Annotated in this window: 32 protein-coding genes; 31 read left to right on the top strand and 1 reads right to left on the bottom strand. The window is 37.2% G+C overall.

Going from position 1 to position 24,846, the window contains the following annotated elements:
- Positions 1 to 2: 2 nt before the first annotated feature.
- The 29 genes from BLP50_RS01525 to rsfS all read left to right on the top strand — a co-directional run bounded on the left by BLP50_RS01525 (position 3) and on the right by rsfS (position 22,607).
- A complete protein-coding gene (locus BLP50_RS01525; protein ID WP_090149856.1) occupies positions 3 to 266 on the top strand; it encodes an extracellular matrix/biofilm biosynthesis regulator RemA family protein in 264 nt (87 codons plus the stop codon).
- Positions 259 to 894 (top strand): guanylate kinase, encoded by a 636-nt coding sequence (gene gmk / locus BLP50_RS01520; RefSeq protein ID WP_090150035.1) that lies wholly within the window; start codon positions 259 to 261, stop codon positions 892 to 894. Before BLP50_RS01525 ends, gmk begins: the two co-directional genes overlap by 8 nt.
- A 2-nt stretch (positions 895 to 896) precedes the next feature.
- Positions 897 to 1,139: a DNA-directed RNA polymerase subunit omega gene (gene rpoZ / locus BLP50_RS01515; protein WP_090149852.1), complete on the top strand. Its 243-nt coding sequence runs from the start codon at positions 897 to 899 to the stop codon at positions 1,137 to 1,139.
- Positions 1,140 to 1,142: 3 nt separating this feature from the next.
- Positions 1,143 to 2,471: a 30S ribosomal protein S12 methylthiotransferase RimO gene (gene rimO / locus BLP50_RS01510; RefSeq protein WP_090149849.1), complete on the top strand. Its 1,329-nt coding sequence runs from the start codon at positions 1,143 to 1,145 to the stop codon at positions 2,469 to 2,471.
- Positions 2,468 to 3,019, top strand: a complete 552-nt coding sequence (gene pgsA / locus BLP50_RS01505) for a CDP-diacylglycerol--glycerol-3-phosphate 3-phosphatidyltransferase (RefSeq protein ID WP_090149846.1) — start codon at positions 2,468 to 2,470, stop codon at positions 3,017 to 3,019. The genes rimO and pgsA overlap by 4 nt, the downstream gene beginning before the upstream one ends.
- Complete coding sequence (locus BLP50_RS01500; protein WP_090149845.1) at positions 3,019 to 3,492, top strand: CinA family protein; 474 nt, start codon at positions 3,019 to 3,021, stop codon at positions 3,490 to 3,492. The genes pgsA and BLP50_RS01500 overlap by 1 nt, the downstream gene beginning before the upstream one ends.
- Before the next feature lie 3 nt (positions 3,493 to 3,495).
- Positions 3,496 to 4,047 (top strand): 16S rRNA (guanine(966)-N(2))-methyltransferase RsmD, encoded by a 552-nt coding sequence (gene rsmD, locus BLP50_RS01495; RefSeq protein ID WP_090149843.1) that lies wholly within the window; start codon positions 3,496 to 3,498, stop codon positions 4,045 to 4,047.
- A gap of 1 nt (position 4,048) precedes the next feature.
- Positions 4,049 to 4,537 carry a pantetheine-phosphate adenylyltransferase gene (coaD, locus tag BLP50_RS01490; RefSeq protein WP_090149840.1) on the top strand — a complete coding sequence of 163 codons (489 nt, stop codon included), beginning with the start codon at positions 4,049 to 4,051 and terminating at the stop codon, positions 4,535 to 4,537.
- A 5-nt stretch (positions 4,538 to 4,542) separates the two neighbouring features.
- Positions 4,543 to 5,253, top strand: a complete 711-nt coding sequence (locus BLP50_RS01485) for an ATP synthase subunit B family protein (RefSeq protein ID WP_176753653.1) — start codon at positions 4,543 to 4,545, stop codon at positions 5,251 to 5,253.
- Positions 5,254 to 5,324: 71 nt separating this feature from the next.
- On the top strand, positions 5,325 to 7,268 hold the full coding sequence (locus tag BLP50_RS01480) for a YgiQ family radical SAM protein (RefSeq protein ID WP_090149837.1): 1,944 nt from the start codon (positions 5,325 to 5,327) through the stop codon (positions 7,266 to 7,268).
- A complete protein-coding gene (locus tag BLP50_RS01475; protein WP_090149834.1) occupies positions 7,237 to 8,172 on the top strand; it encodes an RluA family pseudouridine synthase in 936 nt (311 codons plus the stop codon). Before BLP50_RS01480 ends, BLP50_RS01475 begins: the two co-directional genes overlap by 32 nt.
- Positions 8,159 to 8,695 carry a Holliday junction resolvase RecU gene (locus BLP50_RS01470; protein ID WP_090149830.1) on the top strand — a complete coding sequence of 179 codons (537 nt, stop codon included), beginning with the start codon at positions 8,159 to 8,161 and terminating at the stop codon, positions 8,693 to 8,695. Before BLP50_RS01475 ends, BLP50_RS01470 begins: the two co-directional genes overlap by 14 nt.
- Before the next feature lie 76 nt (positions 8,696 to 8,771).
- Positions 8,772 to 9,767: an ATP phosphoribosyltransferase regulatory subunit gene (hisZ, locus tag BLP50_RS01465; protein WP_090149827.1), complete on the top strand. Its 996-nt coding sequence runs from the start codon at positions 8,772 to 8,774 to the stop codon at positions 9,765 to 9,767.
- Positions 9,757 to 10,413 carry an ATP phosphoribosyltransferase gene (gene hisG / locus BLP50_RS01460; RefSeq protein WP_090149821.1) on the top strand — a complete coding sequence of 219 codons (657 nt, stop codon included), beginning with the start codon at positions 9,757 to 9,759 and terminating at the stop codon, positions 10,411 to 10,413. Before hisZ ends, hisG begins: the two co-directional genes overlap by 11 nt.
- Positions 10,400 to 11,692, top strand: coding sequence for a histidinol dehydrogenase (hisD, locus tag BLP50_RS01455; protein WP_090149817.1), 1,293 nt, complete (start codon positions 10,400 to 10,402; stop codon positions 11,690 to 11,692). The genes hisG and hisD overlap by 14 nt, the downstream gene beginning before the upstream one ends.
- Positions 11,693 to 11,803: 111 nt before the next feature.
- The gene (hisB, locus tag BLP50_RS01450) at positions 11,804 to 12,400 is read left to right on the top strand and encodes an imidazoleglycerol-phosphate dehydratase HisB (RefSeq protein WP_090149814.1); all 597 of its coding nucleotides are present in this window, start codon (positions 11,804 to 11,806) and stop codon (positions 12,398 to 12,400) included.
- Between the two features lie 18 nt (positions 12,401 to 12,418).
- Complete coding sequence (gene hisIE / locus BLP50_RS01445) at positions 12,419 to 13,699, top strand: bifunctional phosphoribosyl-AMP cyclohydrolase/phosphoribosyl-ATP diphosphatase HisIE (RefSeq protein ID WP_090149811.1); 1,281 nt, start codon at positions 12,419 to 12,421, stop codon at positions 13,697 to 13,699.
- A gap of 4 nt (positions 13,700 to 13,703) precedes the next feature.
- Complete coding sequence (locus tag BLP50_RS01440) at positions 13,704 to 15,572, top strand: TIGR03960 family B12-binding radical SAM protein (protein ID WP_090149809.1); 1,869 nt, start codon at positions 13,704 to 13,706, stop codon at positions 15,570 to 15,572.
- Complete coding sequence (locus tag BLP50_RS01435; protein ID WP_090149807.1) at positions 15,562 to 16,278, top strand: TIGR03936 family radical SAM-associated protein; 717 nt, start codon at positions 15,562 to 15,564, stop codon at positions 16,276 to 16,278. Before BLP50_RS01440 ends, BLP50_RS01435 begins: the two co-directional genes overlap by 11 nt.
- Positions 16,268 to 17,152, top strand: coding sequence for a ribonuclease E/G (locus BLP50_RS01430; protein ID WP_090149804.1), 885 nt, complete (start codon positions 16,268 to 16,270; stop codon positions 17,150 to 17,152). The genes BLP50_RS01435 and BLP50_RS01430 overlap by 11 nt, the downstream gene beginning before the upstream one ends.
- 30 nt (positions 17,153 to 17,182) lie before the next feature.
- On the top strand, positions 17,183 to 17,788 hold the full coding sequence (locus tag BLP50_RS01425; protein WP_176753652.1) for a thermonuclease family protein: 606 nt from the start codon (positions 17,183 to 17,185) through the stop codon (positions 17,786 to 17,788).
- 33 nt (positions 17,789 to 17,821) lie between these two features.
- Positions 17,822 to 18,190 carry a hypothetical protein gene (locus BLP50_RS01420; protein WP_090149798.1) on the top strand — a complete coding sequence of 123 codons (369 nt, stop codon included), beginning with the start codon at positions 17,822 to 17,824 and terminating at the stop codon, positions 18,188 to 18,190.
- A gap of 183 nt (positions 18,191 to 18,373) precedes the next feature.
- Positions 18,374 to 18,682 carry a 50S ribosomal protein L21 gene (gene rplU, locus BLP50_RS01415; RefSeq protein ID WP_090149795.1) on the top strand — a complete coding sequence of 103 codons (309 nt, stop codon included), beginning with the start codon at positions 18,374 to 18,376 and terminating at the stop codon, positions 18,680 to 18,682.
- Between the two features lie 2 nt (positions 18,683 to 18,684).
- Positions 18,685 to 19,011 (top strand): ribosomal-processing cysteine protease Prp, encoded by a 327-nt coding sequence (locus tag BLP50_RS01410; RefSeq protein ID WP_090149793.1) that lies wholly within the window; start codon positions 18,685 to 18,687, stop codon positions 19,009 to 19,011.
- A gap of 3 nt (positions 19,012 to 19,014) precedes the next feature.
- Complete coding sequence (gene rpmA / locus BLP50_RS01405) at positions 19,015 to 19,299, top strand: 50S ribosomal protein L27 (RefSeq protein WP_015549701.1); 285 nt, start codon at positions 19,015 to 19,017, stop codon at positions 19,297 to 19,299.
- 171 nt (positions 19,300 to 19,470) lie between these two features.
- A complete protein-coding gene (gene obgE / locus BLP50_RS01400) occupies positions 19,471 to 20,754 on the top strand; it encodes a GTPase ObgE (RefSeq protein ID WP_090149790.1) in 1,284 nt (427 codons plus the stop codon).
- A gap of 13 nt (positions 20,755 to 20,767) precedes the next feature.
- Positions 20,768 to 21,055: a YhbY family RNA-binding protein gene (locus BLP50_RS01395; RefSeq protein ID WP_090149787.1), complete on the top strand. Its 288-nt coding sequence runs from the start codon at positions 20,768 to 20,770 to the stop codon at positions 21,053 to 21,055.
- A 9-nt stretch (positions 21,056 to 21,064) separates the two neighbouring features.
- Entirely contained in the window at positions 21,065 to 22,258 is a 1,194-nt protein-coding gene (gene nadD / locus BLP50_RS01390; RefSeq protein ID WP_090149784.1) for a nicotinate (nicotinamide) nucleotide adenylyltransferase, read from the top strand.
- Position 22,259: 1 nt separating this feature from the next.
- The gene (gene rsfS, locus BLP50_RS01385; protein WP_090149781.1) at positions 22,260 to 22,607 is read left to right on the top strand and encodes a ribosome silencing factor; all 348 of its coding nucleotides are present in this window, start codon (positions 22,260 to 22,262) and stop codon (positions 22,605 to 22,607) included.
- Between the two features lie 196 nt (positions 22,608 to 22,803).
- On the opposite strand, the gene lexA is transcribed toward rsfS, so the two are convergent.
- Positions 22,804 to 23,418 (bottom strand): transcriptional repressor LexA, encoded by a 615-nt coding sequence (lexA, locus tag BLP50_RS01380; RefSeq protein ID WP_090149778.1) that lies wholly within the window; start codon positions 23,416 to 23,418, stop codon positions 22,804 to 22,806.
- A gap of 170 nt (positions 23,419 to 23,588) precedes the next feature.
- Here lexA and BLP50_RS01375 point away from each other — a divergent pair, with 170 nt between their 5' ends.
- Positions 23,589 to 23,918 carry a LysM peptidoglycan-binding domain-containing protein gene (locus BLP50_RS01375; RefSeq protein WP_176753651.1) on the top strand — a complete coding sequence of 110 codons (330 nt, stop codon included), beginning with the start codon at positions 23,589 to 23,591 and terminating at the stop codon, positions 23,916 to 23,918.
- A 92-nt stretch (positions 23,919 to 24,010) separates the two neighbouring features.
- Positions 24,011 to 24,760, top strand: a complete 750-nt coding sequence (locus tag BLP50_RS01370; protein ID WP_090149773.1) for a lysophospholipid acyltransferase family protein — start codon at positions 24,011 to 24,013, stop codon at positions 24,758 to 24,760.
- The last annotated feature ends 86 nt before the right edge of the window (positions 24,761 to 24,846 follow it).

The raw sequence follows: 24,846 nt of genomic DNA, 5'->3' as shown, positions 1-24,846 counted from the left end.
TTATGGCATTTGTAAATATTGGTTTTGGAAATATTATAAATAGCAAAAAGATAGTATCTATGCTTACTTCCGATTCCGCACCAGCTAAGAGAATTGTTGCTGGTGCCAAGGAAAAGGGCAATATTATCGATGCTACACAAGGTAGACGTACAAGAGCTGTTATTGTGTGTGATTCACATGTTGTTTTATCAGCCCTTATGCCTGAGACAATTTCCGCTAGAATTAGCGACAATTACATAAAGGAGGATTTAGATTATGATACATGACAAAGGCCTGGTGGTTGTATTATCTGGCTTTTCAGGTGCTGGCAAAGGCACTATCATGAAGCATTTGCTTGAAGCACATCCACAAGATTATAATCTATCTATTTCTGCCACTACACGTGACATGCGTGCAGGTGAAAAAGAGGGCAGAGAGTATTTCTTCAAGACAAAAGAAGAGTTTGAAGAGATGATTAAAAAAGGCGAGCTCCTTGAATACGCCACATTCAATGGCAATTCATACGGTACACCAAGAGCTTACGTTGAACAATTAATAGACCGTAGAAAGGACGTCATCCTTGAGATTGACACCCACGGTGCACTTCAGGTTAAGAAAATGTATCCAGATGCGCTTTTGTTATTTACAATGCCACCATCTGCTGAAGAGCTTAAAAACAGACTTGTTGGAAGAGGCACAGAGACTGATGATGTTATTGCACAGAGACTTGCTATTTCTAACACAGAGGCTGAGATTATGGATAGCTATGACTACCTGATTATCAACGATTCATTAGAGAAGGCAGTTGATCAGGTTCATAATATAATTCAAGCTGAACATTTCAGAGTATGCAGAAATACTTTGACAATCAACGAGATGAAAGAACAATTAAAGGTATTTGAAAGGAGCAATTAATTATGATACATCCATCTTATGTAGAGCTTATGGAAAAGGTTAATGAGAATGTTGAGGTTGGTGAGGAGCCAGTTGTAAATAGCCGTTATACAATCGTTGCTGCAACATCTAAGAGAGCACGTCAGATCATCGACGGTGCAGAGCCACTTATCAATCATAAGCCAGGCGACAAGCCACTTTCTATTGCTGTTAATGAGTTAAATGAAGGTGCAATTAAGATTATCAACGAGGATACAAACAACTAATTTATGAAAGTTTTATTTGTTTCTCTTGGCTGCGACAAGAACCTCGTAGACTCTGAGCATATGCTTGGTGATTTGATTGATCACGGATATACAATTTGTGATGACGAGGCTGAAGCAGACATTATTGTTGTTAATACATGCTCTTTTATTGCAGATGCAATGGAGGAGAGTATTCAAAATATTATCGATATGGGTGCCTACAAAACTGAGGGTAATCTTAAGGCTCTCATTGTGACCGGCTGTCTCGCACAGCGATTTACAGATGAGATACTAGCTGATTTACCTGAGGTTGATGCAATCATCGGCACCAATTCCTACGATGAGCTTTTGAATACAATCGATAAAGTTTTAGAGAATAAAGGAATTAAGCCAGTTGTTAAAAAGGATTTAGTTGGCCTTCCTAGAGATGGCAGACGTGTTCTTACAACTGGTGGCCATTTTGCTTATCTAAAAATAGCTGAGGGTTGCAATAAGCGCTGTACATATTGCATTATCCCTTATATTCGAGGTGATTATCGTTCAGTTCCTATGGAACAGGTTGTTGCAGAGGCTAAGCAGCTTGCTGCAGATGGCGTTCAGGAATTGATTGTTGTTGCTCAGGAGACTACCGTTTATGGTGTTGATCTCTACGGCAAAAAGTCACTTCCAGATTTATTGCATAAGCTCTGTGAAATCGACGGAATTAAGTGGATTCGTATTTTATATGCTTATCCAGAGGAGATTACTGACGAGCTTATCGATTGTATGGCAAGTGAGCCTAAGATATGTCATTACATAGATATGCCAATCCAGCATTGTAATGATGATATTCTTAAGAAAATGGGCCGCAAGACTAACAAGGCAGATATTATGGCAATTGCATCTAGACTTCGTCAGGCTATGCCGGATATTTCTCTTAGGACTACACTTATCTGTGGCTTTCCTGGAGAGACAGAAGAGATGCATAGGGAGCTCCTTGATTTCATTGGCGATATGAAATTCGATAGATTAGGTGCTTTTGCATATTCTCCAGAAGATGGAACAGTAGCAGCTGCATGGCTTAATCAAGTTGATGAGGAGCTTAAGCATCGCTGGGTAGACGAGGTTATGCTTGCTCAAAAGGATATTTGTCTTTCAAATAATAAAACATACGTAGGTCGTACTATTCCTACATTCATAGAAGGTAAGTTGCCGGAGGATGGAGTATTTATAGGTCGAACTTACAGAGATACACCATCTGTTGATGGATTTATATTTGTTAATAGTGACATTGAGCTTACTAGCGGTCAGTTTGTTGATGTTACCGTTACTAGCTTTGATGAATATGATTTAATAGGAGATGTAAAGTTATGAATTTACCTAACAAATTAACAATCGTAAGAGTACTATTAATTCCATTTTTTGTAGTTTCACTTTTACTAGGACATGCTCATAATGATGATATGACACTCCGCATTATTGCAGACGTTATATTTATTATTGCATCCCTTACAGATATGCTAGATGGTAAGATTGCACGCAAGTACAATTTAGTTACCAACTTTGGCAAGTTTATGGATCCACTTGCAGACAAGCTTCTTGTTTGCTCTGCAATGATTTGCTTAATCGAGACAAAACAGCTCTATAGCTGGTTCGTAATTATTATTATTGCTAGAGAGTTTATTATTTCTGGTTTCAGACTTATTGCTGCTGAAAATGGTATTGTTATTGCAGCTAACATCTTTGGCAAGATTAAGACAGTTACACAGATGTTTATGATTATCATTCTTGTTGCAAATATTCCATTTGCTCCACTTCAGATAGTTGGAGAAATCCTTAAGTGGGTTGCACTTGTAATGACAATTCTTTCACTTGTAATTTATATTTATCAGAATAGTGCTGTTCTTAAGGAGCAGAACTAATGGATGCATCTGTAATAGTTGATAGACTTGCATCAAAAAATATGACTGTTGCAACTGCTGAGTCTTGTACCGGTGGTTTGATAGCTAGCAGTATTGTAGACATTGCAGGTGCTTCTGATTGCTTCAACGAGGGATATATCACCTATTCCAACGAGGCTAAGATGCGAAATCTTTCTGTTAAAGAGAGTACTCTGATGCAGTATGGGGCTGTTAGTACTCAGACAGCAAAAGAGATGGCTACGGGCGTTCGAAAGAAAGCTCGCGCCGATTTTGGCATTGCATCTACTGGAATTGCAGGGCCAGGAGGCGGCTCGCCTGAGAAGCCTGTTGGACTTGTATATATAGCCTGCGCATACAATGATAAATGTCAGGTTAGACAGCTTAATTTATCAGGTGACAGAAGCCAGGTTAGACATCAGGCAGCAGATGAGGCACTTCAGCTTTTATCAGATTGCATGGATGAGATAGGATAATAAATGAGAATAATTTCAGGTAGTAAGCGAGGAATGCTTTTAGAAACTCCCGAAGGCTTAGATACTCGCCCTACATCAGACAGAATAAAAGAGACTTTGTTTAATATGATTGCTCCAGAAATATATGATTCATATTTCTTGGATTTATTTTCTGGAAGTGGTCAGATTGGTCTTGAAGCTCTTAGCCGCGGTGCTAGAGAAGCTATTTTTGTAGAAAAAGATAAAAAAGCAATAGCTTGCATAGAGAAAAATATTTCCAAAGCAAAATTTGGAGATAACTGTACATTGTATAAAGAGGATGTTTTTTCTGTTTTGAACAGGTTAAATAATCACGAAGTGTTCGATGTGATTTTTATGGATCCTCCTTACAATAAATTAATCGAAAAACAGGTTCTTGAGACATTATCAAATCTTAAGAGTGTATCAGAGGATACATTGATTATAGTTGAGGCATCTTTAGAAACTGATTTTGATTATGTTGGTGATTTGGGGTATGAAATCACCAAAGAAAAAATATATAAGACAAATAAGCATTTATTTATAAAGAAGGCGTAAAATGAATAGAGCAATTTATCCTGGTAGTTTTGATCCAATCACATTTGGACACTTGGATATTATCAAAAGAGCTAGCAAATTATGTGATGAGTTAATCATTGGCGTTCTCAATAACAAACAAAAAAATCCGTTGTTTTCCATTGATGAACGTGTTAACATGATAAAGGAATTGACTGAAAATTTAGGCAATGTAAAAGTAGAATGTTTTGAAGGATTACTAGTCGATTTCGCCAAGAAAAAAGATGCTCAGGTTATTATCAGAGGACTTAGAGCTGTTACTGATTTCGAAAACGAAATTCAGTTGGCTCAGTCTAATAAAGTCCAGTATCCTGAGTTAGAGACATTGTTTATGACAACATCTCTAAAGTATTCTTATTTAAGTTCTACAGTCGCAAAGGAATTTGCGTCGTATGGGGGAGATATCAGCCTGTTTGTTCCTAAGGAGATTATACCCCTCATAGAAGCAAAATTTAAAGACAAGGAGAAGTAAGCAACATGGCAAATGCAAGCAAAATAGAAGACATTATTGATGAAATTGAAGCTTATATTGATGATTGTAAGCCTTCAGCTTTCTCTACAAGTAAAATTATCGTTAACAAAGATGAAATTGAATCTTTACTTCAGGAGCTTCGTACAAAGACACCTGATGAGATTAGAAAATATCAGAGAATGATTGCTAACCGTGAGCAGATTCTTGCAGATGCTCGTGCTAAGGCAGATGAGATTATTAGTCAGGCACAGATTCAGACTAATGAGCTTGTTTCTGAGCACCAGATTATGCAACAGGCATATGCCCAGGCTAATGAGGTTATTCTCATTGCTCAGAAAAATGCTCAGGAGAAGATCGATAGAGCTACAGAAGACGCTAACAATATCAGAATGGGCGCTATCGCATATACGGATGAGCTTTTAGCAAATATTCAGACTATACTTGCTAATTCTATTGAGACTACACGTACACGCACAGATTCATTCCTTAGCACAATGCAGGTTTATTTAGATACTGTTGATGCCAATCGTGCATCTCTTGTTCCTGATTCACTTAATGACGGAGCTACAGACCCTGCATCAAGCCTTGAGCCTTCTGCTGATGTATCAGTTCCAGAAGAGCCAAGAGTTGAGGCTCCACAGGTTGCAAGCGCAGCTTCTTCAGACGATGAAGTACCTGCACTTGATATTCCAGAGCAGTTTTTCAACAAGGAATAATTTCTTTTTTGAAATTTGATAAGTAGCCAACTTGTAAACGCAAGTTGGCTAAATTATTTTTAGAGGTATTTATGCAAAAGTTTTTACCAATTTCCAAGAGTGATTTACAGGAAAGAGGAATTGAACAACTTGATTTTGTTTATGTCTGTGGTGATGCATATGTAGATCATCCATCTTTTGGTGCGGCTATTATTTGTAGACTTCTTGAGTTACACGGATATTCTGTTGGTATTATTCCACAGCCAGATTGGAAGGATGATAATTCAATCAATGTTTTAGGAGAGCCTAGGCTAGGGTTCTTTGTGAGCGCAGGCAATATGGATTCTATGGTTAATCACTATAGTGTTTCTAAGCATAGAAGAGACTTTGACAACTATTCTCCAGGCGGAAAAATTGGACTTCGTCCAGATTATGCTACAGTTGTTTATTGCAATCTTATTAGACATACATACAAAAATAAGCCAATTATTATCGGAGGAATAGAAGCCTCTTTACGAAGACTTGGCCACTATGATTATTGGTCTAACAAGGTACGTCGTTCTATTCTTTTGGATTCTGGAGCGGATATTATTTCTTACGGAATGGGAGAGCACTCTGTAATAGAAATAGCTGACTGTCTTGCTTCTGGTATGGATGTAAAGGATATTACATTTATAGCTGGAACAGTTTTTAAAACAAGAGATAAATACTTTACTGAGGATGGTATTATACTTCCTACTTTTGAGGAAATAAAAACCGATAAGGCGGCCTACGCTAAGAGCTTTTACACTCAATACGTAAATACGGATCCGTTTACTGCAAAAAAGCTAGTAGAGACTTATGATGGAGCTATGTTTGTAGTTCAAAATCCACCACAAAAGCCTCTGACTAGGCAGGAAATGGATGATATTTATGCAATTGATTACATGCGTACCTATCATCCGATTTATGAGAAGGACGGCGGTATTCCAGCTATTAAAGAGGTTAAGTTTTCTCTTATTAGCAATAGAGGCTGCTTTGGTGGATGTAATTTCTGCGCATTAACATTCCATCAGGGAAGAATCATTCAATCCCGCAGTCATGATTCCATTGTAAACGAGGCCAAATTGATTTCAGAGGATCCTGATTTCAAAGGATATATCCACGATGTAGGCGGTCCGACTGCTAATTTCAGAAATCCTTCTTGTAAAAAGCAGATAACAAAGGGCGTTTGTATGAATAGACAGTGTCTGTTTCCTACTAAGTGTCAGAATCTAGAGGTAGACCACAAGGATTATGTTGCTTTACTAACAAAACTTAGAAAATTACCTAAAGTAAAAAAGGTTTTTGTCCGTTCCGGTGTTCGCTTTGACTATGTAATGTATGACAAGGATGATACATTCCTTAGAGACCTATGCAAATATCATGTCAGCGGCCAATTAAAGGTTGCTCCTGAGCATATTTCAAACAATGTGTTGTCTTATCTTGGAAAGCCGGATATATCCGTATATAACGATTTCTGCAAGAAATACGAGAAGATTAATAAGGAACTTGGTCTTAAGCAGTATTTAGTGCCATATCTTATGAGTTCACATCCAGGTTCTACTCTTGATGATGCTATAGCTTTGGCAGAATATTTAAGAGACCACCATTTATCTCCTGAGCAGGTACAGGATTTCTATCCTACACCTAGTACTATTTCTACAACAATGTATTACACAGAAATAGACCCTAGAGATATGAAACCAGTTTATGTATGCAAGAATCCTCACGAAAAGGCAATGCAGCGTGCTCTTATTCAATACAAGAGGCCTGAGAATTATGATTTGGTAAGAGAGGCACTTGTTAAGGCTGGTAGAGAGGATTTGATTGGCTTTGGAGAAGAGTGTCTTATTCCACCTAGAAAGATTACTAGAAACCATTCTGGTAGCAAGAATGGTGCTAAACAACACAATGGTAAAAAGACAAATTCGGTAAACAATAATCACAGTAGAGGAAAAAGCTCTACTAAGCAAAACAAATCAAATGAAAGAATTAAAAATAAACGAAAACGATAGTAATCAGCGTTTTGACAAGTTTTTAAAACGAGTATTATCAGAGGCTAGTACATCTTTTATTTATAAGATGCTTCGCAAGAAAAATATTACTCTAAACGACAAGAAGGCTGACGGCTCAGAAAAACTTAATACGGGAGATGTTGTAAAGATATGGTTTTCCGATGAGACATTTGAAAAGATGTCTGGAGGAGAAAAATCAGATCCCCTTTATCATTCCCTTAAATCTATTGCGTCGGATATTAATATTATTCACGAAGACAATGACATGATTATTATTAACAAACCATCCGGCATCAAGTCCCAAAAAGATTCTGAGGATGATATTTCTATTAATGAGATGGCTATATCTTATATGATTAATAAGGGAGAGCTTTCAGAAGAATCCTTTAAACATTTTCATCCTAGCATTTGTAATAGACTTGATAGAAATACATCTGGGCTTATTTTATTCGCAAAGAATTTACCTTGCGCACAAAAGCTTGGCAAGGCTCTTAAGGAGCGAAGCTGTATAAAAATGTATAGAGCAATAGTTTTAGGTGATATTAAGGAGCCTCAGGAAATAGACGGATACCTGTCTAAAGATGAGGCCACCAACAAAGTAACCATTTCATCAAAACCATCTGATGATTCAAAACCTATACAGACAGCCTACAGACCGATTAAAAAACTTGCTAATGATATGACCCTTATTGAGATTCATCTGATTACTGGTCGAACTCATCAGATTAGAGCTCATTTAGCATCAATCGGTCATCCTATTTTAGGTGATAATAAATACGGAAATACGGTAATTAATAAAAAATATAAAATAAAAGGACAGCTTCTTCATGCATATTCTATTGAATTTGAAGATGGAGAAAAATATGTAGCTGATTTACCGGGGGAATTTAATGTCTACATTTAAGTCGAGGGGCCTTAGAGGTTCCACTTTTGAAGAATTTATAAATAAAACAAATTTAGTATACGAGGAAAATGGGTTAGCACTTATCCAAAAGATCCCCACACCTATTACACCTATTGAAATGGATAGCAAAAAGGGCCATATTACGCTTGCATATTTCGACCAGAAATCAACTGTTGATTATGTTGGTGCAATCCAAGGAATCCCAGTTTGTTTCGATGCTAAGGAGTGCAATAAGGACACTTTTCCTCTTCAGAACATCCATCAGCACCAGATAGATTTCATGGAAAAGTGGGAAAAGCAGGATGGAATAGCATTTATTCTTATTTTCTTTAGCGAGAGGGATCTCTATTATTACCTTCCATTTGTGCAGCTGAAGACCTTCTGGGATAGGATGGTAGATGGTGGGAGAAAGAGCTTTCGTATAGACGAATTGGATGAAAAATACTTCTTTGAGACGAAGCCAAATCTATTAGTTCCATATCTAGACATGATAAATATTGATTTAAAGAGCCGTGAAAGTTGACTTTCCGGCTTTTATTCGTTATAATCACTTTATTACGTTAGCAGACTAAAGTGTTTTAATAGATTAGGAGACGAGAATGAAAAACCTTACATTACACACTCCAGAGGGTGTTAGAGACATTTATAACAGCGAATATGAGCGTAGATTAGATGTTCTTTACAATCTCAGAAAGGACTTTAAGGCATCTGGATATACGCCTATTTCAACCCCTACTTTTGAGTACTTTGACACATTTTCTAAGGAAGTAGGTTCATGTAAGTCTAATGAGATGTTCAAGTTCTTTGATAGAGATGGCAACACTCTTGTACTTAGACCAGATATTACTCCATCTGTAGGTAGAGCAGCAGCTATGTATTTTTCAGATACAGATGAGCCTGTTAAGCTTTCTTACGAAGGCAATGTATTTATTAATTATCATAGCCTTCAGGGACGTCTTAAAGAGAGCACTCAGGCAGGATGCGAGTTTATTGGCGATAGTTCTGTAGATGCAGATGCTGAGATTCTTACAATTGTTGTCAATTCATTAAAGTCAATCGGTCTTAAGGAATTCGAGATTGGAGTAGGACATATTGATATTGTAAAGGGCCTTGTTGAGGCTGCTTCACTTAAGGCAGAGGATGAGGAGCGATTGCTTAATCTTATCTCTAATAAAAACTTCTTTGGTGCCAAGGATTTACTTGAATCTGCAGGAGTTAATAAGAGCCTTATCGAGCTTTTTGATTTAACAGGCAAGATTCTTAATTCTCCTTCAGAATGGAAGAATTATCTTGAAAAGGCTAAGAAATACAAAAAAGTATATGATGCTCTTGAATACCTTACAAAGCTATATGAAATCCTTAAGAGCAACGGTGTGATGGATTATATTTCATTTGAGCTTGGTATGATTTCAGAATATAGATATTACACTGGAATTATATTTACTGGATATTCTTATGGAGTAGGTGAGCCACTAGTTAAGGGTGGTAGATATGATTCGCTTCTGCGACATTTTGGCAAAGATTCACCTGCTATTGGTTTTGCGATAACTGTTGATCAATTGATGTTAGCATTGGAGAGATGTAATGAGCGATAGATATTTAACTTTTGCCCTTGGTAAGGGGCGTTTAGCAAAGCAGACACTTGCTTTATTTGAAAGCATCGGTATCACTTGCGAAGAGATGAAGGATCCAGATACCAGAAAGCTTATCTTTACTAACGAAGAATTAAAACTTAGATTTTTCCTTTCAAAGGGACCAGATGTACCTACCTACGTAGAGTACGGTGCAGCCGATATTGGTGTTGTTGGAGAGGATACTATTTTAGAAGAGAATCGTAATATCTATGAGGTATTAGATCTTGGTTTTGGAAAGTGCAGAATGTGCGTATGCGGTCCTGCAGAGGCAGCTGAGTTACTTAAGCATCATGAGCTTATCAGAGTTGCCAGCAAGTATCCTAGAATTGCTAAGGATTATTTTTACAACAAAAAGAATCAGACGGTAGAGATTATCAAGCTCAACGGTTCAATAGAGCTTGCACCTATTGTTGGTCTTTCAGAAGTTATTGTAGATATTGTTGAGACTGGTTCTACACTTAGAGAAAATGGACTTGTTGTTCTCGAGGAAGTTTGTCCACTTTCTGCTCGTATGGTTGTTAACCAAGTTTCTATGAAGATGGAATATGAGAGAATCACAGCTCTTATTGAGAAGTTGAAGGGAGCACTTGAAAATGAAAAAGCTTAAGCTTACAAGCGACACAATAGATAATATTTTAGAATCATTATTAAAAAGAAGCCCTAATCAGTATACAGAGTATGAATCTACTGTTACCGAAATCGTAAATACGGTTAGAGAAAAGGGTGATGAGGCAATATTCGCATATACGAAGAAATTCGATGGTGCAGATATTAATGCTAGCAATATTGTTGTTACAAAAGAGGAAATTGAAGAGGCATATACTCTTGTTCCTAAGGAACTTGTTGAGGTTATCAGAAAGGCCCTTGTTAATATTGAAAAGTACCACGCTAAGCAGCGACAAAATAGCTGGTTTACTACAGAAGACGGCATTATTTTAGGACAAAAGGTTACACCGCTTGCAAAGGTAGGTGTATACGTACCAGGTGGTAAGGCAGTATATCCATCATCTGTTCTTATGAATGTTATGCCTGCAAAGGTAGCAGGTGTTGGAAAGGTATTTATGACTACACCATGTAACAAAGAGGGCAAGGTTAATCCTAGTACTCTTGTTGCAGCTAATGAGGCTGGTGTAGATGTAATTTATAAGTGTGGTGGAGCACAGGCTATTGCAGCACTTGCATTTGGAACAGAGTCAATCGAAAAGGTTGATAAGATTGTAGGCCCTGGTAATATATTTGTTGCTCTTGCTAAAAAGGCTGTTTTTGGATATGTTTCAATCGATTCAATTGCTGGTCCTTCAGAGATCTTAGTTTTGGCTGATGAGACAGCTAATCCAACATACGTGGCAGCAGATTTACTTTCACAGGCTGAGCATGACGAGCTTGCCAGCGCAATTCTTGTTACTACATCTGAGCGAATCGCAGACGAAGTAGAAAAGGAAATCGAGAGATTCGTAAAGATTTTATCTAGAAAAGACATTATCCAGAAATCACTTGATAACTTTGGTTATTTACTTGTTGCTGACAATAAAAAAGATGCAATCGATTGCGTTAATGCCATTGCATCTGAGCACTTAGAAGTTGTTACAGCTAATCCATTTGAGGATATGACATACATTAAGAATGCTGGTGCAATATTCCTTGGACAGTATTCATCAGAGCCTCTTGGAGATTATTTCGCTGGCCCAAATCACGTGCTTCCAACAAATGGAACAGCTAGATTTTTCTCACCACTTTCTGTTGATGATTTTATTAAGAAGTCTAGCATTATTTCTTATTCGAGAGAGGCACTTGAAACAGTATATCCTGATATTGTTAAGTTTGCTGAGAATGAACAACTTACAGCACACGCTAATTCTATAAGAGTAAGATTTGAAGATATTTAATAATTTATTTATATATCTTAATTATCAGTGCAAAGAGACGATTAAACTTTAAATACCTACTCATATTTTGTATAATGAGAAAGGTGGTTATTGAAAAAATAGGCGAGGATTATGGCAGAAGAACGTAGAGCAAAGGTTGCTAGAAAAACTAAAGAGACAGATATAACAATTGACTTTTCTATAGATGGAAGTGGACTTTGTCAGGTTAACTCAGGTATAGGTTTCTTTGATCATATGCTTGATGCTTTCACAAGACATGGACTTTTTGATTTGGATGCTTCCATTAAGGGCGATTTACAGGTTGATTGTCACCATACCATCGAAGATACAGGCATTGTTCTTGGTAATGCTATTAAAAAGGCCTGTGGACCTAAGCTTGGATGCAAGAGATATGGCAGCTGTATTCTTCCTATGGATGAGACTTTAGTATTAGTTGCAGTTGATTTATGCAACCGACCTTATTTATCTTTTGAAGCCGAGTTTCCTACAGAAAAGATCGGCTATATGGATACAGAGATGGTTAAGGAATTTTTCTATGCCATTTCTTATTCAGCTAGTATGAACCTTCATATCAAGGTTCTTACACCAGGTAATTCACACCATATGTGCGAGGCCATGTTCAAGGCTTTCGCTAAGGCTTTAGATGAAGCCACAACTATTGACCCTAGACTGAATAATCAGACTATGACTACAAAGGGTTCAATCTAAAAAGGAGTACAACTTAGTATGGAACACAAAAATATAGTTGCTACTATTTACATCAAAGATGGTATGGCAGTAAAGAGTCCTACAGAGCTTGATGATAAGAGTGACGTTTTAGAACTTGCATCAGTTTATGATGATAGTGGTATTGATAAAATTATTTGCTATGATTTATCTACAGATGATGAAGAGCATGAAAAAAATATACTTGCTATCAGAGAGATTAACCGCAACATTCAGGTTAAGACAGCAGGCGGCGGCAATATCAAGCGTCTTGAGGATGTTAAGAAGCTTTTATACGCAGGATGCGTTGAGGTTATCTTAAATGGTTCAAAGCCAGAGACAATCGACCTTATCAAAGAGGCAAGTGCACGATTTGGCGCAGAGAAAATGCTTGTCAGCCTTGCTACAGTAGATTTTCTCTTTAAGACCAAGGATTTCCTTGCAGATAATGTTCACGAGCTTCTCATTATGGATACAAGCCTTCTAGAGGGCCTTGAGAATATTACTAATATCCCTTATATTGTTCAGGTTGATGAATATGATTTTGATTATATTTTAGGAATCTTAAAGTCAGAGCAAATCAGAGGTATTTCTGGTCAGTTTTTAAATAATACAGCTTTTGATGCTATGCGCATGAAGAGTGAGCTTTCTGATCAGGGTATCAAAATGGACAACTTCGAAGCAAAGCTTGAATGGTCAGACTTGAAGCCAAATTCAGATGGACTTATTCCTACAGTTGTTCAGGATTTCCAGACTGGCGAAGTATTAATGGTAGCTTACATGAATGAGGAGTCCCTTAATGCTACAATTCGCACAGGTAAGATGACTTATTTTTCTCGTTCAAGACAGTGCCTTTGGGTAAAGGGCGAGACAAGCGGTCATTTCCAGTATGTAAAGTCATTGACTGCCGATTGCGATTTTGATACTATTTTGGCGAAAGTTTCTCAGGTAGGAGTAGCATGTCACACTGGCGCACCAAGCTGCTTCTTCAACGAGATAGTAAAAAAGGAGTATATTGAGCGAAATCCACTTAAGGTATTTGAGGATGTATACGCTGTAATCGAGGACAGAAAGAAGAACCCAAAAGAAGGTTCTTATACTAATTACCTCTTCGACAAGGGCATTGATAAAATCCTTAAAAAGGTGGGCGAAGAAGCTACAGAAATCGTTATTGCAGCTAAGAACCCTGAGTCAGAGGAGACCAAATACGAGATTTCTGATTTCTTGTATCACATGATGGTTCTCATGGTAGAAAAGGGTGTTACTTGGGAGGACGTTACTTCTGAGCTTGCTCAAAGATAATTAAATGAAAAAACTTGCGTTACCAGACGATATTTTAATGCAGATTGATAAGCCTGCACGTTATATCGGCAATGAATTTAATAGTGTAAAAAAGAATCCTGCAGAAGTGGACATCAGATTTGCTATGTGCTTTCCTGATGTCTACGAAGTAGGTATGTCTCATCTTGGTATAGCTATTCTTTACGATATGCTTAACAAGCGTGAGGATACATATTGTGAACGGGTATATTCGCCATGGCCAGATTTACATAATCTGATGAAGGAGCGTAATATACCCCTTTTTGCGCTTGAATCACAGGATGCCATCAAGGATTTTGATTTCATCGGTATGACACTCCAATATGAGATGTGTTATACCAACATTTTACAGATTCTTGATTTGGCGGGAGTTGCCTTAGAATCAAAGGATAGAGACGATGATGACCCTATAGTTGTAGTAGGTGGACCATGTGCTACTAATCCTGAGCCTATAGCTGATTTTGTAGATATTGTATATGTAGGCGAGGGAGAGACCAGCTACGGTGATCTTTTAGACTTATATAAAGAATGCAGAAAAAGTGGATTTAATAGACAGGATTTCCTTAGAAAAGCTTGTCATATTCCAGGGATTTACGTTCCTTCTTTATATGAAGTTGGCTATAAGGAAAGTGACGGAACTTTAGAGTATTTTAGACCTCTCTATGATGATGTACCTTCTGTTATTGATAGACAGGTTGTGACAGATATGGATTCATCTTCATACCCAACTAAGATGCTTATTCCATTTGTTAGAGCGATTCAAGATAGAGTAGTTCTAGAAATTCAGCGTGGTTGTATCAGAGGATGTCGTTTCTGTCAGGCTGGTATGATTTACCGACCAAACAGAGAAAAGTCTGTAGATGTTTTAAAGGCTCAAGCAAAAGAGCTTTTAGCTTCAACAGGTCACGAGGAGATTTCTCTTAGCTCACTATCATCCAGTGATTATCATGCACTTGGAGAACTTATGGATTTCCTTATTGATGATTGTCTTTCTGAGGGTGTTAATGTGTCGTTACCGTCTTTACGAATTGATGCATTTTCTCTTGATGTTATGTCAAAGGTTCAGGACGTTAGAAAATCAAGTATTACATTTGCGCCAGAAGCTGGCAGCCAGCGTATGCGAAATGTAATCAATAAGGGCCTTACAGTTGAGGATATCATTGGTGGTGCAACACTTGCATTTAAAGGCGGCTGGAATAAGGTTAAATTCTATTTCATGCTGGGACTTCCAACAGAGACAGACGAGGATATGAAGGCCATTCCACAGCTTGCCAATGAAGTTGCTGCTGCTTACTATGATACCGTTCCTAAGGAACAGCGTCAGGGTAGATGCCAGATTACTATTTCTACTTCATTCTTTGTACCAAAGCCATTTACACCTTTCCAGTGGGCACCTATGTATGAGGCAGGAGAATACTTACGCCGTGCCAAAGTTGTTAACGACGAGATGAAGGCACAGCTTAACCAAAAGTCTCTTAAGTACAATTGGCATCATTCTGATGTTACAGTTCTTGAGGGGGTGTTTGCCCGTGGAGATAGAAGACTTTGTCCTGCTATTTTGGATGCATATAAGAGCGGCTGTTTCTTTGATGCATGGGGTGAATATTTTGACTTTGACAAATGGCTTGCAGCCTTTGAAAAGAATAATATTTCTATAGATTATTATGCATACCGTCAGCGTGATTTAGATGAGCTCCTTCCTTGGGATTTCATCAATTGTCACGTAACAAAAGAATTCTTAAAGAGAGAGTGGAACAACGCTATGGAAGCTAAGGTAACACCAAATTGCAAGATGGCTTGTAGCGGTTGTGGCTCTGCTAAAATTGGATCGGGGGTATGTCATAATGCGCGCTAGAGTTAAATTTGCCAAGACAGGCATAATGAGATATGTGGGCCATCTAGATTTAATGAGATTTTTCCAGAAAGCTGTAAAGCGTTCTAATCTTCCTATTAGATATTCAGAAGGATTTAATCCTCACCAGATTATGTCATTTGCATCACCACTTGGTGTAGGCCTTACATCTGAGGGTGAATATATGGATATCGATTTAAAGGAAAAGGTAGATCCCGTCGAAGCCCTTAATTCTCTTAATGACAACATGGTGGAGGGGCTTGAAATAACAGGCTTTAAATACCTACCAGATGATGCTGAAAAATGTATGTCTGCCGTTACTGCAGCAAGTTACATCGTAACATATAAGGATTCAAAGGATGATGCTTGTTACATAGACAATATTTCAGATTTAAAATTGAAATTCTTTGATGAAGCACATTCTATTAACATTATTAAAAAGACAAAAAAGGGTGAACGAGAGCTTGATTTAAAGCCACTTATTTACCGCTTTAACCTTACAATAGAAGATAAAGTACCTGTGTATGATTTTCTTCTTTCTAGCGGTAGCACAGATAATATTAAGCCAGAGCTTGTAGTAAAGGCTTTTCATGAATTTATAGGTCTGCCTGAATTTGATGATTTATCGCTTGATATTAAAAGAGTAGATATGTTTACTGGACAGCCAGATAACTTTATCTCTCTTGGAGAAATTGGGGATGAGCATTAAAAAAATAGTAATTACAAAGGGAATATATGAGAATAAGGAGCTTAGGCTCCTTGTTTCATTTGATGAAAATGATAGTCCTCTAGATATTATCAACCTGGATAACACACAGATTGGCACAGTCTGCACTGCCACAGTAGAAAAGGTTATTTCTGACATTGATTCTTGTATATGTAAGCTTTCTATTGGTGAAAAGGGTTTTATTGAATCAAAAAAGCTATTTCCTGAATATTATTTGGTTCGTCATTCAGATAAAAAGAAGGTTTGTCAGGGAGATCAATTTTACGTTGTAATTACCCAGGATAAAAAAGGAAGCAAGCCATTTTCATGTAACTTTGTAAAGCATTTAATTGATGATAATAAGAATAATGGTTTTATTTATCACTATATAAATGAGTATGCTTCATCTGATTATGAAATAGTTTCAGATCTAGAAGAAGTAATCAATATGGACCTTAATGTTAGGGCATATACTGATGAATCCTATAGTTTATGGAATTTATATGACCTTACTAAACTTTTAAAGAATATCACATCAAAGGTTTGCCATTTAAAGGATGGTGGCAATATTGTAATAGAACCTACAGAAGCACTTACAGTTATTGATGTCAATTCATCTAAAAACCATGGGAAAGGAACGGCTTTTGACACCAATAAACAAGCAATTGATGAAGTATTAAAACAGATTAGACTTAGATCTATTTCTGGTATAATAATAATCGATATGCTTAAGGTATCCAAAGATGAGGAGCAAGAGCTAATTAGATATTTCAAGGACAATTCTAATGATGATATTTCTAACGTATCTGTCCATGGCTTCACTCATTTAGGTTTACTAGAAATCACAAGGAGCAGAAATTTCTCATCTGTTTTTTAGAATAAATTACAATTATATGGGATGAATAATATGAAAAATAATAATAGATGGCAGCGTATAGTAGGAATTATTGTAGCCATAATTCTATGCGTTGCATCATCAGAATTTATTAATAATCAAAATGTAACTGAGATAGATGCAGATAATACAGTGGATAATCAGGAGAGTAAATTGGATGCTGTTAAATTCATTAGAACTGTAGATGGAGATACTATTATTGTTGAGGATTCAAATGGAGAGCATAAGCGAGTTCGCATGATTGGAATCGATACGCCAGAATCCGTCGCTCAAGAAGAAGAGCGCAACAATGAATACGGTGTAATGGCAAGCGACTATACTAAGGAATTATTAACAAATGCCGGTACCCTCTATCTAGAATATGATGTAGATGCAGACGACCAATACGATAGAATTTTAGCTTACGTCTGGTTAGAAGATGTGGATGATACATTTAATGTAGAAAACATAAAAAATTCAATGGTTAATGCTATAATTGTCGAGAATGGTTATGGGATTGCTAAAAAATACGAGCCTACAGTAGCCCATGATGATATTTTAGCTGAATTGATGGCAGAGGCTGAAGAAAATAATATTGGCCTATGGCAATATCAAGAATTTAGAGACCTTTGGAAATAATTCGTTTTTATTTGTTATATGGGGGTATCAACCATGGAAATAAGCGAGATGATCCAAGTAGTACAAGCAAAAGCTGTAGAGATTGCAGATGAGGAAATCAGAAAATACAATAAGGATTTTCCGGAGATTACTCTTACTGATGAAGCTAAAGAAGCTGTCAGAGTATGTTCCACCTCTCAGTTAACACTTCAACTAAGCAAGTGTAGATTTAAAGAAGGAGAAGATCCTGATGAGCTATTCAATAACTGGTTTGCAACAAACGAAGAAGAGGATTTAAGAAAAGCCTGTAGGCACTGTCTTGAGGCTGAAGCTAAAAAGATTAGAGAAGCAGGAAGTAAGAATCTAAGTTCATTAGATATATATTTGAAGAAGCACCTTGGAGACATACATGAAATAGATTAGCTTAACAATCTAGATTCTTCTAAATTTTCATATTTTTTTATACAATTTATTCAGATATCAGTTGACGCACAAAAAAAGCTGTGTTAATATACATGAGTATGCCGCTCAGTGTGGTTTTTTAAGTGTGTTTCATACCGAAGCACCACCGAAACTGGCGAGTAATGATAAAAAGGAGGAGCAACCATGTACGCAATTATTGCAACAGGTGGTAAGCAGTACAAAGTTTCTGAAGGCGATATCATTACCATTGAAAAGCTTGGCGTTGAAGCTGGTGAGAAGGTTACTTTTGATCAGGTTCTTGCTGTTAGCGACAAGGATCTCAAGGTTGGCGACCCAACAGTTAAGGGTGCTACAGTAGAGGCTTCTGTTGTTAAAGAAGGCAGAGGTAAGAAGGTAATCGTATACAAGTACAAGAGAAAAACAGGTTACCACAACAAGAATGGCCACAGACAGGCTTTCACTCAGGTTAAGATTGAGAAGATTAACGGCTAATTATGATTAGCGTAGTAATTTCCAAACACCAGAATAAATATATCAATGTTACACTTAAGGGACATGCAGGTTATGCTGACAACGGTCAGGATATAGTTTGTTCGGCAGTATCAGTTCTTGTGATTAATACTTTTAATAGTATTGAGCGATTTACAGATGATGCTTTCTCGTGTGACGCAGCAGAGGATGGCGGCTATATGAGCATGACATTCAATGATGATATTTCTAGTGAGTCACAGTTATTATTGGACTCCATGGTTTTAGGTTTGGACGAAATTCACAAACAATACGGTGATGAATATATTTCATTCACATACAAGGAGGTGTAAGACATGTTACAGATGAACCTTCAGTTCTTCGCTCATAAAAAGGGTGTAGGCTCTACAAAGAACGGTAGAGATTCAGAGTCTAAGAGATTAGGCGCTAAAAGAGCAGACGGTCAGTTCGTTAAGGCTGGCAATATTCTTTACAGACAGCGTGGTACAAAGATTCTTCCAGGCAACAATGTAGGTCTCGGTGGAGACGATACACTTTTTGCTTTAGTAGATGGAGTACTTCGTTTCGAAAGAAAAGGTAGAGACAAGAAGCAGGCTTCTGTCTATCCAGTAGAACAGTAATTTATTGACCCGACTACGAATCGTATGTCGGGTCAAATTTAATTTTAGAACAATTAAAAGAGCTGGTAGACATCAAGCTCTGAGGTTTCTTAAGCGAATCGTTTTAGATGAGCTGAGAAACTCTCAGGCTTGTAGTCGTAACCAGCGGATTTGATTATTTAGGAGAAATTTATGTTTGCCGATAGAGCAAAAATTATTATAAAATCAGGTAAAGGTGGAGACGGTCATGTAAGTTTCCGTCGCGAGAAATATGTTCCTAACGGTGGCCCAAATGGTGGCGACGGTGGTAAGGGCGGAGATGTTATTTTCGAAGTAGATCCAGGCCTTAATACATTAGTTGACTACCGCCATAGACGTAAATTTGCTGCTGAAAATGGTCAGGAAGGCGGCAAGGACAACTGTCATGGTAAAAACGGAGAGGACCTTATTTTGAAAGTACCTGAGGGAACTGTAATAAAGGACGCTGAGACAGGACGTGTTATCGCAGATATGTCTGGTGATAATAAGCGTCAGATAGTTCTTCCAGGAGGTAATGGCGGCCTTGGAAACCAGCACTTTGCTACATCTACTATGCAGGCTCCTAAGTATGCTAAGCCAGGTATTGATGCCATCGAGCTTGAGGTACTTTTAGAGCTTAAAGTTATTGCAGATGTAGGACTTGTTGGATATCCTAACGTAGGTAAATCAACCTTCCTTTCAAGGGTTACAAATGCACAGCCAAAGATTGGAAATTATCATTTCACAACACTTTCGCCAAACCTTGGTGTTGTGGATGTTGACGATATAAACGGATTTGTTATTGCAGATATCCCAGGACTTATCGAGGGAGCATCTGAGGGAATCGGACTTGGACATGAGTTCCTTCGTCATATTGAACGTACAAAAGTAATTATCCATATGGTTGATGGAGCTTCAGTAGAGGGTCGTGACCCAGTTGAGGATATTAAGACAATATCTGGTGAGCTAGCAGCTTATGACCCAGAGCTTCTTAAGAAGCCACAGGTAATTGCAGCCAACAAAATGGATGTAATTGGCGAAGATTCTAACGAAGTTATCGAAGCATTAAAGGCTGAATTTGAGCCAAAGGGAATCAAGGTATTCCCTATATCAGCTGTTTCAGGAAAGGGCCTTAAAGACCTTTTATACGAGGTTGTTAGACTCCTTGAAACATGTGACGATGCTCCAATAGTTTATGAGCAGGAGTTTGACCCTACAATCAGAGCATTCTCTGAGGAGCCTTACACAGTTGAAATCAATGACGAGGGCGACTATGTAGTAGAAGGACCTCGTATTGAGAAAATGCTTGGTTACACTAATCTTGAGTCTGAAAAAGGATTTTTATTCTTCCAGAACTTCCTTAAGGAGCAGGGTATTCTCAAGGAACTTGAAGAAAAAGGAATTCAAGAAGGTGATACCGTTAGAATGTACGGTTTAGTATTTGATTATTATAAATAATAGGAGTTTATAGATGACTAACAAACAAAGAGCATATTTATCATCACTTGCTTCAGATATGAGCCCAATTCTTCAAATTGGCAAGGCTTCACTTACTCCAGAGTATACCAATGCAGTAGATGAGGCTCTTGAGGCAAGAGAGCTTATTAAAATCAACGTATTAAAGAACTGTTTTGACGATCCAAAGGAGATGGCTCAGGTCCTTTCTGAGCGTACTCACTCTGAGGTTGTTAGAGTTATCGGAAGAAAAATTATTCTTTATAGACCAGCGAAGAAGCCAGTTATTAAGCTTCCTCAGTAAGGAGACAACATGAGAATTGGTATTTATGGCGGGACATTCAATCCAATTCACAACACACATATTGATATAGCAAGGGCTGCTTTAGAGCAATTTTCACTTGATAAAGTTTATTTTTTAGTTGCTGGGAATCCACCGCATAAGGATACTGCGGAGAATATTCCTGATGCATGCAGACTAGAAATGGTTAAGTTTGCCATCGCAAACCAGCCTAAAATAGCTATTGATGAGCGAGAGATTTATCGTACTGGTAAGAGTTACTCATATATTTCTTTAACCGAAATAAAAAAAGAAAATCCTACTGATGATATCTTCTTTATAATGGGAAGTGACAGTTTGCTTTATTTTAAGAACTGGGTAAAGCCTGATGTTATCTCTGATTGTGCCACTATATTGGTTGCACCTAGACTCGGAGATGATATGGATGTTCTTACTGACGCAATTAATGAATGTAAGGATTTATTCTCAGGTGATTTCTTTTTAATTGATTATAAGGCTAATGGTTTAGCTTCATCAGTTATAAGACAGGATTTTTACACCGATAAAAGCGTTCGTAAATGGCTTGATTCAAAAGTGGAAGAGTATATTATAGAGCATAATTTATATAGCCCTTACTCATACCATTATGACGATATATTGAGACTGTCTCAAGAGATGAATAAAGAGCTCAAATCCAGCCGATATGTTCATACCCTAGGTGTTGCCACTACAGCCTATTCATTGGCCTTAAAATGGAATTATCCGGCTTATACGGCTATGGTAGCAGGCATACTGCACGATTGTGCCAAATGTATATCAGACGAAAAGCGTATATCTGTATGTGAGAAAAACAATATACCTATCAGAGATATTGAATACAAATATCCTCATCTTTTACATGGCAAAGTAGGAGCCTTCTATTGTAAAAGCAAATACGATGTTTTTGATGACCAAATTGCCCATGCAATAGAGGTTCATACAACAGGCTGTCCTGGAATGAATCTGCTTGATAAAATTATTTTCGTTGCAGATTATATTGAGCCAGGACGTGATAAACAGCCAAGACTTGATATTCTTAGGTCTGTTGCCTATGAGGATTTAGATAAATGTGTTTTCATGATTTTAGAAGACACAGTTAATTATTTAAATGAAAATCCTGAAATGGTAGATTCTACCACAATAGATACATACAATTATTATTTAAATGAGATGAAAGGCGAGGTTTAAAATGGAATCTAGAGAAATGGCAAAGATTGTTTGCAAAGCACTTGATGATAAAAAAGCCATCGACGTAAAAGCGATCGATATTTCCAATATAAGCATTATGGCTGATTATTTTATTGTAGCTTCAGCTTCAAATCAGAGTCAGCTTAACGCAATGCAGGACGAAGTAGATCGTCTTCTTTACGAGCAGGGAATTCACGCTAAATCAATCGAGGGAAATAGACAGAGTACTTGGGTGCTTATGGACTATGAAGATGTGATTGTTCATTTATTCTCTGAGGAAGATAGATTATTCTACGACTTAGAGCGTATATGGAAAGACGGCATTCTTATTGATGCCAAGGAACTTTAATAATTAATAATTAGTAATTAATAATTTATAAGCCATCTGTTACGCCCTCATGCCTTAGTATTACTTCGTTCAGCATGGAAAGCTTCGCTTAAGTAACACTAAGAGCTTGATAGCTACAGATGGCTTTATTTTTTACATATTCAAATTATATATTTTTAAATTTATATGCGTTGCATTAATAAAAATGTTACAGTGGTTAGAAGAAGCGGAACACTCCGAATACCTTACCAAGAATCTGACAATCAGGGACAATGATTGGGTCCATATTATCATTCTCAGGCTGAAGACGAATATGTCCATCCTCTTTATAGAATGTCTTAACAGTAGCACTATCATCAACGAGAGCTACTACCATATCACCATTTCTAGCAGTATCTTGCTGCATAACAATAATAGTGTCACCATCTAAGATACCAGCATTAATCATAGACTCTCCCTTAACACGAAGCATAAATGACTGCTGATTAGGCATATGCTCAGCTGGAATAGGGAAGTATTCATTAATATTCTGTACAGCAAGTAGTGGCTGTCCTGCAGCAACATTACCAACAACAGGTACATTAACTACCTCTCGTCTAATCATATTAAAATTATCATCTACAATCTCAATAGCACGTGGCTTGGAAGGGTCACGTTTAATATAACCATTTTTCTCTAATGTCTCTAAATGTGAGTGAATAGAAGAAGTGGACTTAAGATTACAAGCATCACAAAGCTCACGCACTGTAGGCGGATAACCTCTATTTAAAATCTCGCTTTTTATAACTTCAAGTATTTCTCTTTGCTTAGCAGATATTTTTCCGTATGCCATAGTGAAAACACTCCTTTCATTTTCTTAAAATTACAATAGCATAAAGAACATATTTTTGCAAACAAATTTTCCGAAATTTTGTTCGTAAAAAGTATTGACAAACGATTGTTCGTGAATTATATTGTTTTCAGAACAAATGTTTTCGAACATCTTTTTGGAGGATGAGAATTATGAGAGCAGTTACTAAAGCAGAGTTAATTGTTAAGAGACGCAAGATGATGTTATTTATTGGGATTTTTGCAGCTATTCTTGTTGGGATGATTTCTTTTAGTATTAATGCTTCTGCAGAGGATAGCAGAGAGGTATATACATATTACACTAGCTATGAGGTTCAGGATGGTGATACACTTTGGACTATAGCAGATCAGTTCATGGGACCAGATTTTACTGATAAGAGGGAGTTCATTGATAATATTAAGTCACTGAATCATTTGTCAAAGGACGATATTACCGCCGGAAATTACTTAGTTATTGAATATTCCTCATATGAGGAACTTTAAGTATTCACATACTTTATTCTCTTGTGTTAGAATACATACATATAGATTATATATTTGATAACATATCTATATTTTGTATTTTAGGAGAGTAAATGATTAGATTTTTTATCGCTATTATTTTTAATTTAAAACGTGGACCATCTTTAGTATCCCACATGCGTAAGATGACCAAACACAAGGATAGGTATCCCGAGAAGGTTAGATATGCTTACGCTCTTAGACTTATTAGATTTTTAAAGAAGAGCGCTAGAATTACCACAGAAGTGTACGGTACGGAGAACCTTCCAGAAGAGGGCGGATATGTTATGTATCCTAATCATCAGGGCAAATACGATGCTTTAGGTATTATGTATGCCCATCATAATCCTTGTACCTTTGTTATGGATAAGGCTAAGTCATATGGCTTTTTAGTTAGAGAGTTAGTTGATTTGCTTGGCGCCAAGCGTTTAGCCCTTGATGATGTACGACAGAATATCCGTATTATGGACCAGATTACTAAGGAAGTTGCTGAGGGCACACGCTTCATTCTCTTTTCCGAGGGTGGATATGATCGAAATGGTAATATAGTTCAGAGATTTAAGCCCGGCAGTTTTAAATGCGCTATGAAGGCTCAGGTTCCTATTATTCCTGTTACTTTAATAGATTCCTATATTGCATTTAATAGCCTTAAGCCTGGTCCTGTTACTACTAAAGTAATATTTGGTAAGCCTATCCTCTATGATACATACAAGGATATGAAGACACACGAGGTGGCAGATTTAGTGAGAAACACAATTATTACTACCATGGAAGAGCATGGCGTATATGTTAACTCTCAGAATTCGCCAGATTTACTTACTTAGTAGGATTTATTTAGTTATATTATAGGAACAGATCACCTTTATTTGTTGGTTTGTTCCTATTTTTATTAATGACAAAAATTGATTAA

Origin of the sequence: Pseudobutyrivibrio sp. AR14, from assembly GCF_900101325.1 — a bacterium.
Taxonomy (GTDB): domain Bacteria; phylum Bacillota; class Clostridia; order Lachnospirales; family Lachnospiraceae; genus Pseudobutyrivibrio.
The sequence above is the reverse complement of the archived record's forward strand: the minus strand, read 5'-3'. Positions and strand labels throughout refer to the sequence as shown.